Annotated in this window: 15 protein-coding genes; 8 read left to right on the top strand and 7 right to left on the bottom strand. The window is 71.3% G+C overall.

The features are described from left to right. Window positions 1–752 precede the first annotated feature (752 nt). Window positions 753–1,331, top strand: coding sequence for a TetR/AcrR family transcriptional regulator (locus tag FHR82_RS28990; RefSeq protein ID WP_311771328.1), 579 nt, complete (start codon window positions 753–755; stop codon window positions 1,329–1,331). Here FHR82_RS28990 and FHR82_RS28985 read toward each other — a convergent pair. The 4 genes from FHR82_RS28985 to FHR82_RS28970 form a co-directional block, all read right to left on the bottom strand. Beyond that, complete coding sequence (locus FHR82_RS28985; RefSeq protein ID WP_184813725.1) at window positions 1,257–1,763, bottom strand: GNAT family N-acetyltransferase; 507 nt, start codon at window positions 1,761–1,763, stop codon at window positions 1,257–1,259. The genes FHR82_RS28990 and FHR82_RS28985 overlap by 75 nt on opposite strands. Continuing rightward, the gene (locus tag FHR82_RS28980) at window positions 1,760–2,635 is read right to left on the bottom strand and encodes an NAD(P)-dependent oxidoreductase (RefSeq protein WP_221464414.1); all 876 of its coding nucleotides are present in this window, start codon (window positions 2,633–2,635) and stop codon (window positions 1,760–1,762) included. The genes FHR82_RS28985 and FHR82_RS28980 overlap by 4 nt, the downstream gene beginning before the upstream one ends. A gap of 66 nt (window positions 2,636–2,701) precedes the next feature. Continuing rightward, window positions 2,702–3,373: an ATP-binding protein gene (locus FHR82_RS28975; protein ID WP_184813724.1), complete on the bottom strand. Its 672-nt coding sequence runs from the start codon at window positions 3,371–3,373 to the stop codon at window positions 2,702–2,704. 216 nt (window positions 3,374–3,589) lie between these two features. Next, entirely contained in the window at window positions 3,590–4,336 is a 747-nt protein-coding gene (locus tag FHR82_RS28970) for a putative hydro-lyase (protein ID WP_221464413.1), read from the bottom strand. 58 nt (window positions 4,337–4,394) lie between these two features. Between FHR82_RS28970 and FHR82_RS28965 the strand changes: the two genes are divergently transcribed. Then, window positions 4,395–5,663, top strand: coding sequence for a hemolysin family protein (locus FHR82_RS28965; protein ID WP_184813722.1), 1,269 nt, complete (start codon window positions 4,395–4,397; stop codon window positions 5,661–5,663). 41 nt (window positions 5,664–5,704) lie between these two features. Further along, entirely contained in the window at window positions 5,705–6,064 is a 360-nt protein-coding gene (locus tag FHR82_RS28960) for a VOC family protein (protein ID WP_184813721.1), read from the top strand. Between the two features lie 4 nt (window positions 6,065–6,068). On the opposite strand, the gene FHR82_RS28955 is transcribed toward FHR82_RS28960, so the two are convergent. Next, on the bottom strand, window positions 6,069–6,470 hold the full coding sequence (locus FHR82_RS28955) for a hypothetical protein (RefSeq protein WP_184813720.1): 402 nt from the start codon (window positions 6,468–6,470) through the stop codon (window positions 6,069–6,071). Window positions 6,471–6,493: 23 nt separating this feature from the next. Next, complete coding sequence (locus FHR82_RS28950; protein ID WP_184813719.1) at window positions 6,494–6,742, bottom strand: hypothetical protein; 249 nt, start codon at window positions 6,740–6,742, stop codon at window positions 6,494–6,496. Between the two features lie 115 nt (window positions 6,743–6,857). Between FHR82_RS28950 and FHR82_RS28945 the strand changes: the two genes are divergently transcribed. The 5 genes from FHR82_RS28945 to FHR82_RS28925 are packed head-to-tail and all read left to right on the top strand — an operon-like array spanning window position 6,858 to window position 13,408. Beyond that, window positions 6,858–7,208, top strand: coding sequence for a hypothetical protein (locus tag FHR82_RS28945; protein ID WP_184813718.1), 351 nt, complete (start codon window positions 6,858–6,860; stop codon window positions 7,206–7,208). 12 nt (window positions 7,209–7,220) lie between these two features. Next, window positions 7,221–7,718 carry a hypothetical protein gene (locus FHR82_RS28940; protein ID WP_184813717.1) on the top strand — a complete coding sequence of 166 codons (498 nt, stop codon included), beginning with the start codon at window positions 7,221–7,223 and terminating at the stop codon, window positions 7,716–7,718. Between the two features lie 37 nt (window positions 7,719–7,755). Further along, the gene (locus tag FHR82_RS28935) at window positions 7,756–12,186 is read left to right on the top strand and encodes an nSTAND1 domain-containing NTPase (protein WP_184813716.1); all 4,431 of its coding nucleotides are present in this window, start codon (window positions 7,756–7,758) and stop codon (window positions 12,184–12,186) included. A gap of 49 nt (window positions 12,187–12,235) precedes the next feature. Continuing rightward, window positions 12,236–12,589 (top strand): hypothetical protein, encoded by a 354-nt coding sequence (locus FHR82_RS28930; protein WP_184813715.1) that lies wholly within the window; start codon window positions 12,236–12,238, stop codon window positions 12,587–12,589. A 9-nt stretch (window positions 12,590–12,598) separates the two neighbouring features. Further along, on the top strand, window positions 12,599–13,408 hold the full coding sequence (locus FHR82_RS28925) for a hypothetical protein (RefSeq protein WP_221464411.1): 810 nt from the start codon (window positions 12,599–12,601) through the stop codon (window positions 13,406–13,408). 530 nt (window positions 13,409–13,938) lie between these two features. On the opposite strand, the gene FHR82_RS28920 is transcribed toward FHR82_RS28925, so the two are convergent. Further along, window positions 13,939–15,381 carry an Nramp family divalent metal transporter gene (locus FHR82_RS28920; protein WP_184813714.1) on the bottom strand — a complete coding sequence of 481 codons (1,443 nt, stop codon included), beginning with the start codon at window positions 15,379–15,381 and terminating at the stop codon, window positions 13,939–13,941. Window positions 15,382–15,471 lie beyond the last annotated feature (90 nt).

The following is a 15,471-nucleotide window of genomic DNA, read 5'->3' as shown; positions in this document are numbered from 1 at the left end:
CCTTCGAGACAGCTGCGATGCCACGAAAGGCCCCTGCGGGACGCTCAACGTCCCGAAGGACCCCCTTCGTAACGCCCGGTGTGATGAAGGACCCTTCGTTGCGCTCAACGTGATGAAGGACCCCTTCGGTGTGATGAAGGACCCTTCGTTGCGCTCAACGTGATGAAGGACCCCTTCGTAACGCCCGGTGCGATGAAGGGCCCCTTCGTTGTGCTCACCGTGATGAAGGGCCCCTTCATGACATCGGCCACGTCCTGAAAGCGTCTTCCACGGCACGAAGGCCAACCGAGCACAGGGCGAAAGCCCGCCACAGAGGGGCTTCCTGCCATCCCGTCGACCTGGCGAAGCCCGATCACACCGGATCAAGGGGGCACCACCAACGAAACCGGCGCCAAAAGTCGAAAACCGCCCCCTTGAGCCGGTGTGATAGCACGCAGTGAGGTCGACGGGATGGCAGGCAGACCCGCACCCAACTGCAGGCAACCTGCGAAACCGAAAGGCCATCCCAGAGACCTGCCCCTCCGGCGAGGAGCCCGGGGCACACCCATCCGCGAAGACACCCCAACACCAACCAGCAACCGAGAACGGAGGTCCATCGGTGAGATCCAGGTCCAGTGCCCTGAAAGCGCCTTTCGCAGCAATGCGTCCACAGTCCGGCCCCGCGACAGCGGGCGAAGCCCACGCACCGGACGGTTTCACGCCGGTTTCAGCTGGTAGCCTGCTATGACGATCGTCATAGTCGGGAGGTTGTCGTGGCCGGTGGGACGCGGTCGCCGCGGGAGCGGATGGTGTACAGCGCCGTGCAGCTGGTGCGGACCCGGGGTGCGAACGGGACCGGGGTGCGGGACGTCGTCGAGCACGCGCGGGCACCGCGGGGGTCCTTCCAGCACTACTTCCCCGGCGGCAAGGACCAGCTCGTCGGGGAGGCGGTGCTCTGGGCGGCGGACTACGCGGCCGACTGGGCGCGGGCCTACCGGGCCACGGCTCGCAGGCCAACGCCCGCCGGTTTGTTCGCGCACCTGGCGCGCCAGTGGAAACAGGAGTTCGGCAGGCGCGGCTTCGACCGGGGGTGCCCGCTCATGGCCGCCGCCGCGGATCTGGTCGGGGCCGGGTCGGTCGTGGCGGAGCAGTTGCGGGACGCGATCGAGCGGTGGGAGGCCGCCGTCGCGGGGGAGCTGGTCGCCATGGACGTGCCGCCGCGGCGGGCGAAGCGGCTCGCCACCCTCATGATCTCCACCCTCGAGGGCGCGATCATGTCAGCGCGGGTCCGGGGGGACGCGGGCCCGCTCACGACCGTCGTCGCGGAGCTGGCGCCACTGCTCGACGGCTGACCGCACGTCCAGATCCAGCGTCGTGTCGCAGCCGTGGTGGCGGGCCGACACGACCGGCAGCGTCCGCGTGAGGTAGCCCAGCAGCGAGGTCTGGCACACCTCCATGCGCACCACGGCCACGCCTGCGTGCGCCAGCAGCGCGGTCACCAGCTCGCGGCCGAGTCCCTTGCTCTGCCAGCGGTCCTCGACGATCGTCGCCGCCTCGTGCACGGCCGGTTCCTCGAACACCGGGCCCACGCTCGCGAACGCGACGATTTCGCCGTCCTCCTCGGCCACCATCGCCGTGTGCTCGCCGGTCAGGCAGCGGCGCAGGTACGCGGGCGGGAACTCGGCGACCACCCCGTGGAACCGGCGGTACCTCGTCATCGGCGAGCAGCGGGCCAGCATGCGGGTCAGCGCGTCCGCGTCGTCGGGGCGCAGTAAGCGGATCACGACGCCGCCGCCGTGCGTGCCTCGATCGCGCGCACCACCGCGACCATGTCCTCCTGCCCGTGTCCGAGCGCCGCGGTCTCCCCGTACAGCGCGTGGCAGACGTCCAGCAGCGGCGACGCGATGCCGGCGTGCCGCGCCGCCTCCGCGACGAGGCGGTTGTTCTCCAGCACGTTCGTGATCGACGCCTGCACGTCGAAGTCGCCTGCGAGGAGCTTCGCCGTCTTCACCCGCGACACCGCGCTCGCCATCGGGCCCTCGTCGAGCACGTGTGCGAACCGGGCCAGGTCCAGCCCGTGCCGCCGTGCGAAGTGCGTGGCCTCCGCGAGGCCGGTGACCATGGTGATCAGGTACAGGTTGACCGCGAGCTTGGTCAGCAGCCCGTTCGGTACCGGACCGCACAGCACCGTCTCGTGGCACATCGGCGCGAGCAGCGGCGCGATCTCACCGGCCGCGTCCCCGGCCAGCATCGCGACCAGCTCGCCCTTCGCCGCGGGGATCCGCGACCCGGACACCGGTGCCTCCACGTACCGGCCACCCGCCGCCGCCACGTCCTCGCCCAGCGCCCGCGACCAGCCGGGCGCGGTCGTTCCCATGTGGACGACGGTGTGCCCGGCGACGTGCGCCGCGAACGCCGGTGTGCCCCGGCCGAGCACGGCGTCGACCGCCGCGTCGTCGGCCAGCATCATCAGCACGGTCGACGCGGTCGCGAACACCCCGGCCGGGCTCTCGGCCACCTCCGCACCAGCCGCACGCAGCTCGTCGCACCGCCCCGGCGTGCGGTTCCACACCACCAGCGGGGTGCCCGCCCGCGCCAGGTTGAGCGCCATGGGCAGACCCATCACGCCGAGCCCGAGAAAACCCAGTCGCACCATGACCTCCCAAGGCTATGACGGCTGTCATAGTAGCGCGATCATGACAGCCGTCATAGCCCGTGCGCGTCACAGTGCCGCCCAGACCACCTTCCCGCCGCTGGTCGTCGGCGCGGTGCCCCACGCGTTCGCGAGCTTGTGCACCGCGCCGAGCCCGTGCAGTGGCCGCAGCGCCGGGTCCGGCCGTGGCGGGCTCGGGTCCTCGTCGGCGACGGCCACCGTCAGCTCGTCCTCCCGCAGTTCGACCCGCAGCGACGGCTGGTACGGCGTGTGCCGGATGGTGTTCTCGATCAGTTCGTTCGCGACCCACACCGCGTCACCGGCCCGCGGTTCCTCGACGTGCCAGCGCCGGCAGCAGTCCCGCACGAACGCACGCCCGGCACGCCCGCCCATGCGGGTGTTGGGCAGGTCACGCCGCGCGACCCGGCGTGCCGGCGGATCGCCGATCGCCGCCAGCGCGTCCGCGACCGAGTGGTGGGCCAGGTCACCGGGTAGCCGGTCGTGGGGGTCCACCACCAGCAGCGGCACCCCTGGCCAGCGCGCGGCCTCGTCGGCGGCCTCGGCGAACAGCGTGGTCGGGCCGGACAGGTCCAGTTCTCCGATCTCGACCAGCACGGCGCGCGGTTCCGTGGCGGCGGCGGCCAGCATGCGGATGCGCAGAGCGTCACCGCTCTCCGCGTCCAGTGCGCCCGTCGGTGCCAGTATCGCGATGTGGTCCTGTGTTTCGGTGCCCTTGAACACGACCCGTTCACCTCCCGTCGTGGTCGGGATGCCCTACCGCGAAAGGTGAAAACGCGGCGAATCGGGTTTGTGTGGGGCGTGGCCGGGTAGGCGGTCGAAGCGATGACCGGTGGTCGTGCTCACGCGGTCGGACGCCTCGCTGTGCTCGTCGCAGGCGGACAGCGTGCCTGCCGGTCCGGCCAGGAGCACCGCCGCGCCGCGGTCCCGTCCCGCGGCTCACGTCATCCGGTACTCGCTGTCCGGGACGTCGGTGACGAACATGTGACCCGGTGCGTGCGTGATCGCGAACGGTGGCTTCGACGCCATCAGCACCGCCTGCGGGGTCACCCCGCACGCCCAGAACACCGGCACGTCACCGTCCGCCGCGACCGGTGGGTCGCCGAAGTCCGGCGCCCCGAGGTCCGTGATGCCCAGCCCCGCCGGGTCGCCGACGTGTACCGGTGCCCCGTGGACGGCGGGCATCAGGCCGCTCACCCGGACCGCGGTGTCCACCATGGCCGCCGGGACCATGCGCAGTGACACCACCATCGGACCGTGCAGCCGGCCCGCCGGGCGGCATTCGCGGTCCGTCACGTACATCGGGACGTTGCGGCCGTGGCGCAGCGGGACCCCGGCCGCCACCAGCGCGGCCTCGAACGTGAAGCTGCAGCCGATGAGGAACGCGACCAGGTCGTCGCGCCAGTACGGGGTCGCGTCGATCGGCGTGTCGGTCAGCACACCTTCCCGCCACACGCGGTAGCGCGGGACATCGGTGCGCAGGTCGGCGTCCGGGGCGAGGACCGTCACCGGGTTGCCGGGGTCGGTCACGTCCAGCACCGGGCACGGTTTCGGGTTGCGCTGTGCGAACAGGAGCATGTCGTAGGCCCAGTCCGTGGGCACCGCGATGAGGTTGGCCTGTGTGTACCCCGGGGCGAGGCCCGCTGTCGGCCCGGTGACCCGCTGCCGGACATCCGCTGGTCTCATGACCACCACGTTAGGTACGGCTCGGTACCGTTGTCCTCTGCCGAGCCGGGATTGGAACATGAGCGGTTATTGGTTCAACCTTGTGTTGGTCGGTGTGCTCGTGGTGCTCAACGCGTTGTTCGCGGGCAGTGAGATCGCGTTGATCTCGCTCCGGGAGGGACAGCTGAAGCGGCTCGAACGCCACGGCGGCGCGACGAGCAGGACGCTGGTGCGGCTCGCACGGGACCCGAACCGGTTTCTCGCCACCATCCAGGTCGGCATCACGCTCGCCGGGTTCCTCGCGTCCGCGACCGCGGCCGTGTCGCTCGCCGAGCCGGTGGCACCGCTGTTCTCGTTCCTCGGCACCGCACGGGAGGCCGTCGCGATCGCGGTGATCACGTTGCTGCTGACGTTCGTGACGCTCGTGTTCGGTGAGCTGGCGCCGAAACGGCTGGCGATGCAGTACGCGGAACGCTGGGCGCTCACCGTGGCCCGGCCGCTCGACTTCCTGTCCCGCGTGTCGCGGCCCGCCGTGTGGTTGCTCGGGCGGACCACCGACCTGATCGTGCGGATGTTCGGCGGTGACCCCAGGGCGGACTCCGAACAGCTGAGCCCGGAGGAACTGCGAGACCTGGTCGCCGGGCACCGCGGGCTCAACGCCGAGCAGCGCACGATCATCACCGGCGCGCTGGAGATCCACGAGCGGATCCTGCGCGAGGTGCTCGTACCGAGGCGATCGGTGTTCACGATGCGGGCCGACGTGCCGATCGCGCAGGCCAGGGCCGCGCTCGCCGGGTCCGGCCACACCAGGGCCCCGATCGTGCGCGACGGGCACCTCGACGACGTGATCGGTGTGGTGACGCTGCGGGACCTGCTCGACGACTCGGCCACGCTCGCCGCCGTCGCGCGGCAGCCGGTCGTGTTCCCCGACTCGGTGCGGGTGTCGGACGCGTTGCGGCGCTTCAAGGACGAACGCGAGCAGTTCGCGCTGGTGGCCAACGAACACGGCGCGATCGACGGCATCGTCACGCTCGAGGACCTCCTCGAGGAGATCGTCGGCGAGATCTACGACGAGACCGACCGGGACGTGATGGCCGTCCAGACCCGGCCGGACGGTGCGCTGCAACTGCCCGGCACGTTCCCCGTCCACGACCTCGTCGACGTCGGGGTGGAGCTCGCGGACCGGCCCGATGGCGACTACGCGACGATCGCCGGGCTCGTCCTCACCGCACTGGGCCGCATCCCGACCGCGCCCGGCGACCGGGTGGTGCTGACCGAGTGGACCGTGGAGGTCACCGCCGTCGCCCACCACGCGATCACCGAGGTTCGCTTGCACCCGAAGCGGTAGTTTGACGCCGCCGCTCAACGTCAACACCCGTGGGTATGACGATGACGTACACGAGCACCGTCCTGGACGCGCCGGACGCGCGCGAGCTGGCGGACTTCTACCGGCGCCTGCTGGGCTGGGAGACCGAGCAGGACGAGCCGGACTGGGTGGTGCTGCGCGACCCTTCGGGCACCGCCCGGCTGTCGTTCCAGACCGAGCCCGAGTACCGGCGGCCGGTGTGGCCGGGGGAGCGGGACGGCCAGCTGGTGATGGCGCACCTCGACATCGAGGTCGACGACCTCGACGCCGAGGTCGCGCGCGCGGTCGCGGAAGGCGCCGGGATCGCGGACTTCCAGCCACAGGACCACGTGCGGGTGTGCCTCGACCCGGCGGGGCACCCGTTCTGCCTGTACGTCGGGTGAACCGTCACGAGTAGATGTCGTCGATGTCGTTGGCGTACTGCGCGAGGAGCTCGACGACCTCCTCCGCGTGCGCGACCTGCCGCTCCTCCGTGGTGAAGATGTCCGCCTCCCGCGCGGACCGCGGCATGAGCACACCGGTCACCCCGCTGCGGTCGGTGACGAGCGAGTAGTCCTCGAACTCCGGCAGGTCCGGGTCGGCCGCCATGTCCTCGCGCACGACGATCGAGACCGCCACCCCCGCCTGGACGTGCCTGCGGATGATCTCGCGCGCGTTCGCCACCTGGCCCCTCGGCAGCACGAGCACGCGCGTCACCTCGAGGTTGCCCGCCGCGATGCCGCTGCGCTGGCTCTCCAGGTACCTCCGGCCGCCGCCGGTGTTCCAGTAGTTCGTGAGCGTCGCGTCCACGGACCGGATCCGGGCGAAGTCGATCAGCGGGTGCGTGCGTCGTGCAGCCGCCGCACGTCGGCACGCAGCCCTACCGCCGACTCCTCCGACTGGAACCGCAGCTCGACCACCAGCGTCGTCGCGATCCCGAGCAACGTGATCACGGCCGCGGTCTTCAGGTCCGCGTCCACGCCCTCGACCAGCAGCGAGAACCCGCCCAGTGCCACGGAGACGAGCACACCCCAGACGAGTTTCCTGCGCCACCAGGCAATCACCCCGGTCACGGCATCCATGCCGGAACTGTCGTCGCGCCGCACCGAATCGTTAACCGGCGGCGGAACTTTCCGCTACTCGCGCGCGTGGCGGATCCGCAGACTGGAGTACACCGAGCGAAGGCAGGGGAGTCGCATGAACGGGACGCGGAGAACGACGGTGGTGTACGCGGTCGTGCTGGGGGTGCTGGTCGCGGCGGCGGGGGCGTTCGTCGCGCTCTTCCTCATCGAGCGGTCGGCGGCGAGCGAGGTCGGCGGCCAGGTCACCGTGACGGAACGGGAACTGTCGGGTGCGCGGGACCGGCTCGGCACCGCGCGGTCCACAGTGGACGAACTGGCCGACGACGAACAGGTGCTCCGCGACGAGGTCGACGCGCTGCGGGCGTGCGCGGACCCGACGAAGGCGTCCATCGATGCGGTGCGGGCAGGCGACGACCAGGCGCTCTCGGACTCGATCGACCAGATGATCCTGTACTGCGGGAGATGACGGGAGATGACCATGTCCGACCACTACCCGGGCCCGTACCGGCAACCGCAACAGCAACAACAGCCGCACCTGCCGGTGCAGTCGCCGCGGTCACCGATCTCCCAACCCATCCCGCAGCAGTACCCCCAGCAGTTCCCGCAGCAGTTCCCGCAGCCGTTCCCGCAACAGTGGCAGCCCAAGCAGCGGGCCAGGATCGTCCTCCTGGTCGCCTGCGTGGTCGCGTTCGCGACGGCGGGGGTGTTCGGGGCCCTCTACATCGGCGCGGACTCCGGCCACGACGCGGCGGTCGCCCGTCTGGCGGAACGGAAGTCGCAACTGGCCGAGGTTCGCGAACGCCTCACCACGGCGGCGGCCGCGCAGGACAGCGCGGAAACCCGCAACAGTGACCTGGAAGCCGAGAAGGCCACGCTCACGACGTGCGTGGACGCCGTGCAGCACTACCTGTGGGACGGGCTGGAGGGAACCGCTCGCGACGCCGCGGTCGACGCCATGTTCACCGCGTGCCAGTAGGATCACCTGGCACGAACAGAACATGGGAGGGGGCGCCGTGAACGACGATACGGCCACCGAGTTATTCGGCCCGTATCGGATCGAGGAGCTGCTCGGCCGTGGTGGCATGGGGGAGGTGCACCGCGCCTTCGACACCGAGCACGAGCGCCACGTCGCCCTCAAACGGCTGCCCGCCACCGCGGGCGCGGAGTTCCGCGCCCGCTTCCGCCGCGAGGCCAAGCTGGTCGCGGGCCTGCGCGAACCGCACGTGATCCCCATCCACGCGCACGGCGAGATCGACGGCCGCCTGTACCTCGACATGGCGCTGGTCGACGGGCCCGACCTCAAACGCGTCCTGGCCGACGGCCCGCTGTCGCTCGCACGGGCCGTGGAGATCCTCGGCCAGGTCGCGACCGCGCTCGACGCCGCCCACGCCGCCGGGGTGCTGCACCGGGACGTCAAGCCCGCCAACATCCTGCTCGACCGCGACGGCAAGGCGTACCTCGCCGACTTCGGCATCGCGCGCTCGCTCGCCGACGACGTCACGAAGCTGACCAACACCGGCGACTACATCGGCACCCTCGACTACATGGCGCCGGAACGCCTGATGCGCGGCGACGTCGACGCCGCGTCGGACGTGTACTCGCTCGCGTGCGTGCTGTTCCAGTGCCTCACCGGCCGCGTGCCCTTCCCCGCGCCCGACTCGGTCGGCAAGCTGTCGGCACAGCTCAACGACCCGCCGCCCGCGCCGTCGCTGTTCGACCGCCGCATCCCGGCCGCCATGGACCTCGTCGTGCGCACCGGCATGGAGAAGGACCCCAAGCGGCGCTACCCCAGCGCGGGCGAGCTGATGGCGGCGGCCGCCGCGGTCACCGCCGAGGCGCCGACGGCCGTGCAGGCCGAGGCCACGCTGACCGGCGGCCACTTCGTGCAGCTGCTCATGACCGTGGTCTCCGGGCAGGACCAGCCGCGGGCGCACCACACTCCCGACAGCTGCCCGTATCCGGGGCTGCAGAGCTTCGGGGTGCGCGACAGCGACTGGTTCTACGGCCGCGAGCAGTCCGTGCGGGACCTGCTCGCCCGCCTGTCCCGGCAGCGCGCGGACGACGGGCCGCTGATCGTGGTCGGCGCGTCCGGCGCCGGGAAGTCGTCGCTGCTGAACGCGGGGCTCCTCGCCGCGCACGCCAGGTCCGGTGAGAAGTCGCTCGCCATGACGCCCGGCGATCGTCCTATTGGAACACTCGCGGCACGGCTGGCCGCGCTCGTCCACGCCGACCCCGGCGTGCTCGCGCAGCGGCTGTGGGAACGGCCTGCCGAGCTCGGCGAACTCTGCCAGGCGGCCGCCGGTGACCACGGACCGCTCGTCATCGCCGTCGACCAGGCGGAGGAGCTGTTCACCCTGTGCCGGGACCCGCGCGAGCGGGAGGCGTTCGCGACGGCGCTCGCCTCCGCGTGGCCTGCGCGAGCCGTGCTCGCGGTCCGCGCGGACTTCGTCGAGCACTGCATCACGTTGCCCGCGTTGAAGCACTCCCTCGCGGCGCCGTACGTGCTCGGCCCGCTGTCCACCGACGAGCTCGCCAGGGTGGTCACCCAGCCGGCGCGGGCCGCCGGGCTGGAGCTGGAGCCCGGCCTGGTCGACCGGCTGATCACCGATGTCGGCGCGGGCCGGGACCCCGGCGCGCTGCCCCGGCTGGCGCACGCGCTGCGCGAGACGTGGCACAACCGCGACGGGAACCGGTTGACGCTCAACGGGTACCAGCGCACCGGCGGCGTCGACCGGGCGGTCGCGCTCACCGCGGACGGCGTCTACAACCGCCTCCCAGAACCGGACCGGTGGGCGTTGCGCGCGGCGCTGCTGCGGATGGTCACGCTGCTGGACGGCGGCGGGATCGCCCGCCGCCGCGCCCGCCGCGACGAGGTGCCGCCGAGGATCCTCGAGAGCCTGGTCGCCGCGCGGCTCGTCACCGTCGACCGCGACACGGTCGCCCTGTCCCACGACGCGTTGCTGACCGCGTGGCCGCGCCTGCGCGAGTGGGTGGAGGAGGACCGGCAGGGGCTGCTCATCCGCCAGCAACTCGCCGAGGCCGCGGGTGCGTGGCGCAAGAGCGGCCAGGACCGCGGCGACCTGTACCGCGGCGCCCGCCTCGCCGCCGCGCTCGACTGGAGTGGCGGGCGGACCGACATCACCCCCGACGAGCACGCGTTCCTGCAGGCGAGCGACCGGGACCGGCGGCGCACCACCCGCAGGTTGCGCGTACTGGTCGCCGGGCTCGCGTCGCTGCTCGCGGTCGCGCTCGTCGCCGGTGTGGTCGCGGTGATCTCCCGCGCGGACGCGCAGGACCAGCGCAACGTCGCCCTGTCCCGCCAGTTCGCGGCGGAGTCGCTCGCCGAGTCACAGGTCGACCCGGTGAGCGCCATGCGCAAGGCCGTGCAGGGCTGGCGTGCCAGCCCGACCGTGGAGGCGCGCGGCGCGCTGCTGTCCGCGCCGGGCCTCACCTACCCGTCCTCGTTCGCGTCCGGTGTCGGGCAGGGGTACTCGATCGACATCAGCCCGGACGGGCGGCTCGTCGCCATCGGGTCCGGCGAGGGCGAGGTCGCGCTGTGGGATCTGGAGAAACGCGAACGGCTCGACGTCGACATCTCCGGCGCCGGGACCATCCGGGCGCTCCGGTTCTCCCCGGACGGGCGGATGCTCGCGGTGTCGTCGATCCAGTCGGGCGACATCGAGGACAGCGGGGTGAAGATCTGGTCGGTGCCCGGCGGCACGCTGATCCGCAGGCTCCGGCACAACCTCAACGCGTTCGGGCCGGTGTCGTGGCGGCCGGACGGGGCCGCGCTCGCGGCGCTGTCGGTCGACACGGACGGCAAGGCCAAGTTGGGCGAATGGGAGCCGGGCACGGGGAACCTGATCCGCTGGATCGCCGAGACCGCCGGCGACGTGTCCGGTCTCGAGTACAGCAAGACGGGCACGCGGCTGGCGGCCGGGCACGCCAGCGGGGTGGTGGACCTGTGGGACCCGGCCACCGGCGGGCTCGTCGCCCGGCACGACGACCACTTCCGGACCGCGGTGAAGGACGAGGAACCACACGTGCCGGTCCAGGTCGCGTTCTCCGACGAGCTGCTGGCGAGCGTCAGCGTCGCCGACAACACGATCCGGTTGTGGCACGCGGAAACCGGGGCGCTGGTGCGGGAGTTCCGGGACGTCACCCGGCACGCCACCGACGTGGGCCAGGGCCCGATCGCGCTCTCGTTCAGCTCGGACGGCTCGATCCTCTACACCAACAGCGACTCGACCACGCTCACCGCGTGGGACACCCTGACCGGCAGCTACGGCGGCACACTCGCCCCCGGCCCGAGGGCGGGCACGACCGTCGGCCACACGGTGCTGGCGATCGCCGTGTCCGGCGACGGCCGCACGAAGGTCGCGGCCACCAGCGACGGCACGGTGCTGCGGTGGCACTCCAACACGAACTGGTACGTCCGGCCCATCGGCTCGGTGACCGGCCTCGACTTCGGCTCGGACAGCAGGACGTTGTTGGCGGGCGACGCCGAGGGTGGCCTCGAGATGTGGGACGCCCGGTCCGGGCGGCAGATCGCGGCCACCCGGCTCGACAGCTCGGTCTTCGCCGCCCGCTTCACCCCCGACGGGTCGCGCATCACCGGCACCGCGGACGCCACGTTCACCGTCACCGCCGAACGTGGCGGGTTCGCCCGCCCCAGGTCCGTCCGCCTGACCGGCCGCGACTTCCGCGGTGCGCTGGTGGTGTCGCCGGATGGCAAGACCTTCGCCGCCGCGCACGAGAGTCCGCTGCGGTCCACGGAGTCGACCGACTACAAGATCGGTGTGTGGGACGTGGCGACGCTGAAGCAGTGGGCGGTGCTGGACCTCGGTACCAGGTCACCGGCGGACCTCACGTTCTCACCGGACGGCAAGCGGCTGGTCGCGCTCGTGAACAGCGCGGGCAACGCGGCGGTCGGCAGCGACCCGGACGGTGCGATCTCGTCCACCATGGTCTCGTGGCGGACCGCGGGCTTCGACGCCGAGGAGGAGGTCCCGCTCGACGAGAACTCCCTGTCCACGCTCGCGTTCACGCCGGACAGCCGGTCCGTGCTCACGGCGGGCACCGAAGGCGTGGTGCAGGTCCGCGACGCGGTGACCGGCGAGGTGCGGGCCACCTTCGGCAGTCACTCGTCCACGGTCCGCGAGATCGCCGTGTCGGCGGACGGGCGCAGAGCCGCGACGGTGACGGTGGAGGATCCGGTCGTGCGGCTGTGGGACCTCGCCGACCGTGCGCTCCTCGCCGTGCTCACCGGGCACGGCGCGTCGCTCAACGAGGTCGTGTTCGCACCGGACGGCTCGATGCTCGCGAGCGGTGGCACCGACACCGACGTCGGCGTGTGGCAGCTCGACCCGGAGGCGGTGGTGCGGCAGCTGTGCGACAACCTCGCCGACGCCGGCGAGGAGGACCTCGGGTCGCTCGGCTGCTGAGGCGGAAGATTCCACTGGGGTGTGGCGCGGTTTTTCCTAGGATTGGACCATGACCGCAACCGAGAACCCACGACCCCGGCTCCGTCCGGGATTCACCGCCCTGCTGGTGATCGTCACGGTCGCCAACGTGGCCGCGCTCGTCCTCGCGGTGGCGGCCTGGTCCGAGGAATCCACCTACGGCGGCGACCTCACGGGTCTCGGGATGCTGTCGATACTGGTGACGGTGGCCGCCCTGGCGGGCATCGCCGGTGCGTGGCTGCGACGACCGTGGGGTCCGCCGCTGTACTTCGCGGCACAGGCGATGGGTTTTCTGTTCCTGTTGTTCGCGGCGCCCGACGCGATCACGCTGTTCACGTTCGTGCCGCTGGCGCTGGCCGGCCTCCTGTGGTTCCTCGCCGGGTAGTCTGCGCCAATGTTGCAGGTCATGGTGCGGGGCAACGATGTGCATCCCGTTCTGCTGACGACGGGCGAGCGCCTGTTGTTCGGCCGCGATCCCCACAGCGCGGGCGGTCCGGGACCGGGCCGGGTCGAGCTGCGGCTGCCCGCCGCCGCGCCGCACGTGTCGGGCACGCTGGCGGAGCTGGTGGTCGGCAACGAGGCGGCGTGGCTGCGGTGGCTGGGTGCCGGTGAGGGCCGCTTGTCGAGCCTGCTGGACGCGCCGGGCGGCGCCCGGCGGGTGACGCTGGTGCGGGACATGACGGCTCTGCTCGACGGCGGCAAGAACGAGCTGGTCGTGCTGGCGGGCAAGCAGGTTGGCAACGAGCTGTTCACCGACCTGCTGATGACGTTCTCGGTCAACGCGCTCATGCCGTCCACGCCGCCCGCGGCCCCGGTCCACCGCGACACGGAGCTGAAACCCCACGAGCGCAAGGGACAGCTCACGCGCGGTTCGAAGGAGTGGTACGTCGCCCTGGCCCTGGCCGAACCCTGGCTGGCGGGCGACGACGACTCCCCGTTCCCGCCGACGAACCGCCGCATCTACGAACGGATCCGCGACTGGCGCGGCGGCCAGGCGTGGAACCTCGAACGCCCGCAACGCGTCGACGACGCGATCCGCTCGGTCTCCCAGATCGCGTTCGGCGAACTGGGAGACCCGTACCTGGAGGCCCGCGACGGCCGCATCCAGAACCCGAGGTTCGCGGTGGGCAAACGGGTCGCCGAGTACCGGCTGGTGACCGCGGAGGACCTGGCGGAGGTCGAACACGCGGTACGCCGCCCGTAGCCCCGCCTCGATGCCCCTGTGACCCTGAGGCTCTTTTGCGCCGGGACGGCACGGCTCACATCTCCCGGGACGGGGGCCGTGCCGGTGACTCCGATGGGCACCGGCACGGCCCGCGGCGCTAGTGCTGCTTGCTTTACGTTGGCCGGGGTGGGTTCGTGGTTTGTTCTCGCCGGATGGGTGTCTTCGCCGGACGGGTTTGCCTCCGGACGGGTTTGCCTCCGGCGGCTCCTCGCCGGAGGGGCAGGTCTCTGGGATGGCAGGCAGCCTCAGGGGTGGTGTGGGGCTCGCGCCCCCCGGCGCCTGCGCGCCCTCACGACATCCCGTTGTGCCGTGAAAGGCGCTTTCACGGCGTTGGCCATGCTGTGAAAGGCGCTTTCAGGGCACTCAACGCCCTCAACGCGCCTTTCACAGCGCCGGCGATGTCCTGAACGCGCCTTTCACGGCAAACCCAGCCCCACCCCGGGTACGGCGATCACCGTCGGCTTGGCCGGACCCGCCGCAGGACCCGGCAAACGTCGGTGGACACAGCACTAGTCGCCGAACAGCTTGCGCACCTGTTCGATGATCGTCAGGACGCTCAGGATGCCGAACAGCGCGACCGACCAGCCGAGCACGGCCGTCCGCCCCGCGCGGATGCGGATCGGGCCGGGCAGGACCTTGCGGTTGAGCAGGATCAGCAGTCCGGAGTAGATGAACATCATCAGGCCGCCGACGCACGCGGAGATCACCAGCAGGATCAGCGGCTGCGCGAACCCGGACAGCACGATCCCGCAGCCGACCAGCACGAGCACCCACACGATGCCGAAGTACAGCGTGCTTTCCTTGGCCTGCTTGACGTACGCGGTCTTGAGCACGTCGGCGACCAGCCGGGCCGTGTAGTCCACGATGCCCAGCGCCGCCGCGAACAGCGCCAGTGCGCCGATCAGCCAGAACAGCGTGCCGAACCACGCGCCGACCGTGTCCTTGAGCACCTGGCCCTCGATCTCCAGGAACCCGATGTTGTTGGGCAGGTCGTCGCGGCCGTACACGGTCGAGTATGCCAGCAGCGACGTGAACAGGATGGAGATGAACGTGATCAGCACGAACGTGAACAGCTGCTCGCGGTTCGCGAACCGCCACCACGCCCGCCAGCGCGCCATGTGCTCGTCGGTCGGTTCGAAGATGAAACCGGTGCTCGGCGCGGCTTCCGGCTTGCCGGTCACGGGGCTCTTGATGCGCGGCACGTACTTGCCCATGCCGAAGCCCTTGTCGCGGATCCAGTTGCTCTGCACCAGGTTCTGGCCGCCGCCCGCACCGGCGAACGCCAGCGCGCCCATCAGGAACGCGAGGCCGAGCGGGTCGATCGGTATGCTCGCCTGGGTCACGATCGTCGGCACGTCCGCCCACGCGTCCGCGGTGATCGCGACCACCGCGCCGACGACCAGCAGCACCAGCACGGCCGCGACCTTGACCATCTCGGCGCGTTCCAGTGCCACGTACACCACCGGCGCGAGCGTGAGGATCAGTCCGATGGCGACCAGCATGCCGACGGAGATCCAGGTGACGCTGCCGCCCCACAGGTACGTCACGAGCGTCGCGGAGCTGGTCGCCCAGCCGGGCCACAGGTTCGCGAGGAGCGTGAGCACCGCGAACACCAGGCCCCAGTGCCGCCAGAAGCGGCTGAACCCGGTCAGCGCGGTCTCCCCGGTGGCGAGCGTGTACCGCTCGATCTCCATGTTCAGGAAGTACTGCGTGGCCAGGCCGATCAGCGCGGCCCACACGAACACGAGGCCGACCTGGGAGGCGATGTAGGGGAAGAGGATGAACTCGCCGGACGCCAGTCCGACACCGGCGGCGATGACTCCCGGGCCGATGATCCGCCACGTGGAGGTCGGCGCCTCCGGCAGGGGCCGGATCTCGGGCGCGGGTAACCGGCTGTTCGTGGGGAACCGGCTGGTCACCGAGGTTGTCACGTCGTCGTGCTGCCTCGTCATAGTGGTGATCCCTTCACAGGAAAAGGAGATCTCGGCAAGATCGTACTGCGGATGTCATCCCCGTGGGGGATGGCCGCAACCGGCCGCCCG

Source organism: Actinophytocola algeriensis (genome assembly GCF_014203735.1).
Classification (GTDB): Bacteria; Actinomycetota; Actinomycetes; order Mycobacteriales; family Pseudonocardiaceae; genus Actinophytocola; species Actinophytocola algeriensis.
Note: the sequence above shows the minus strand (reverse complement) of the source record. Positions and strands in the feature narration are given on the sequence as shown.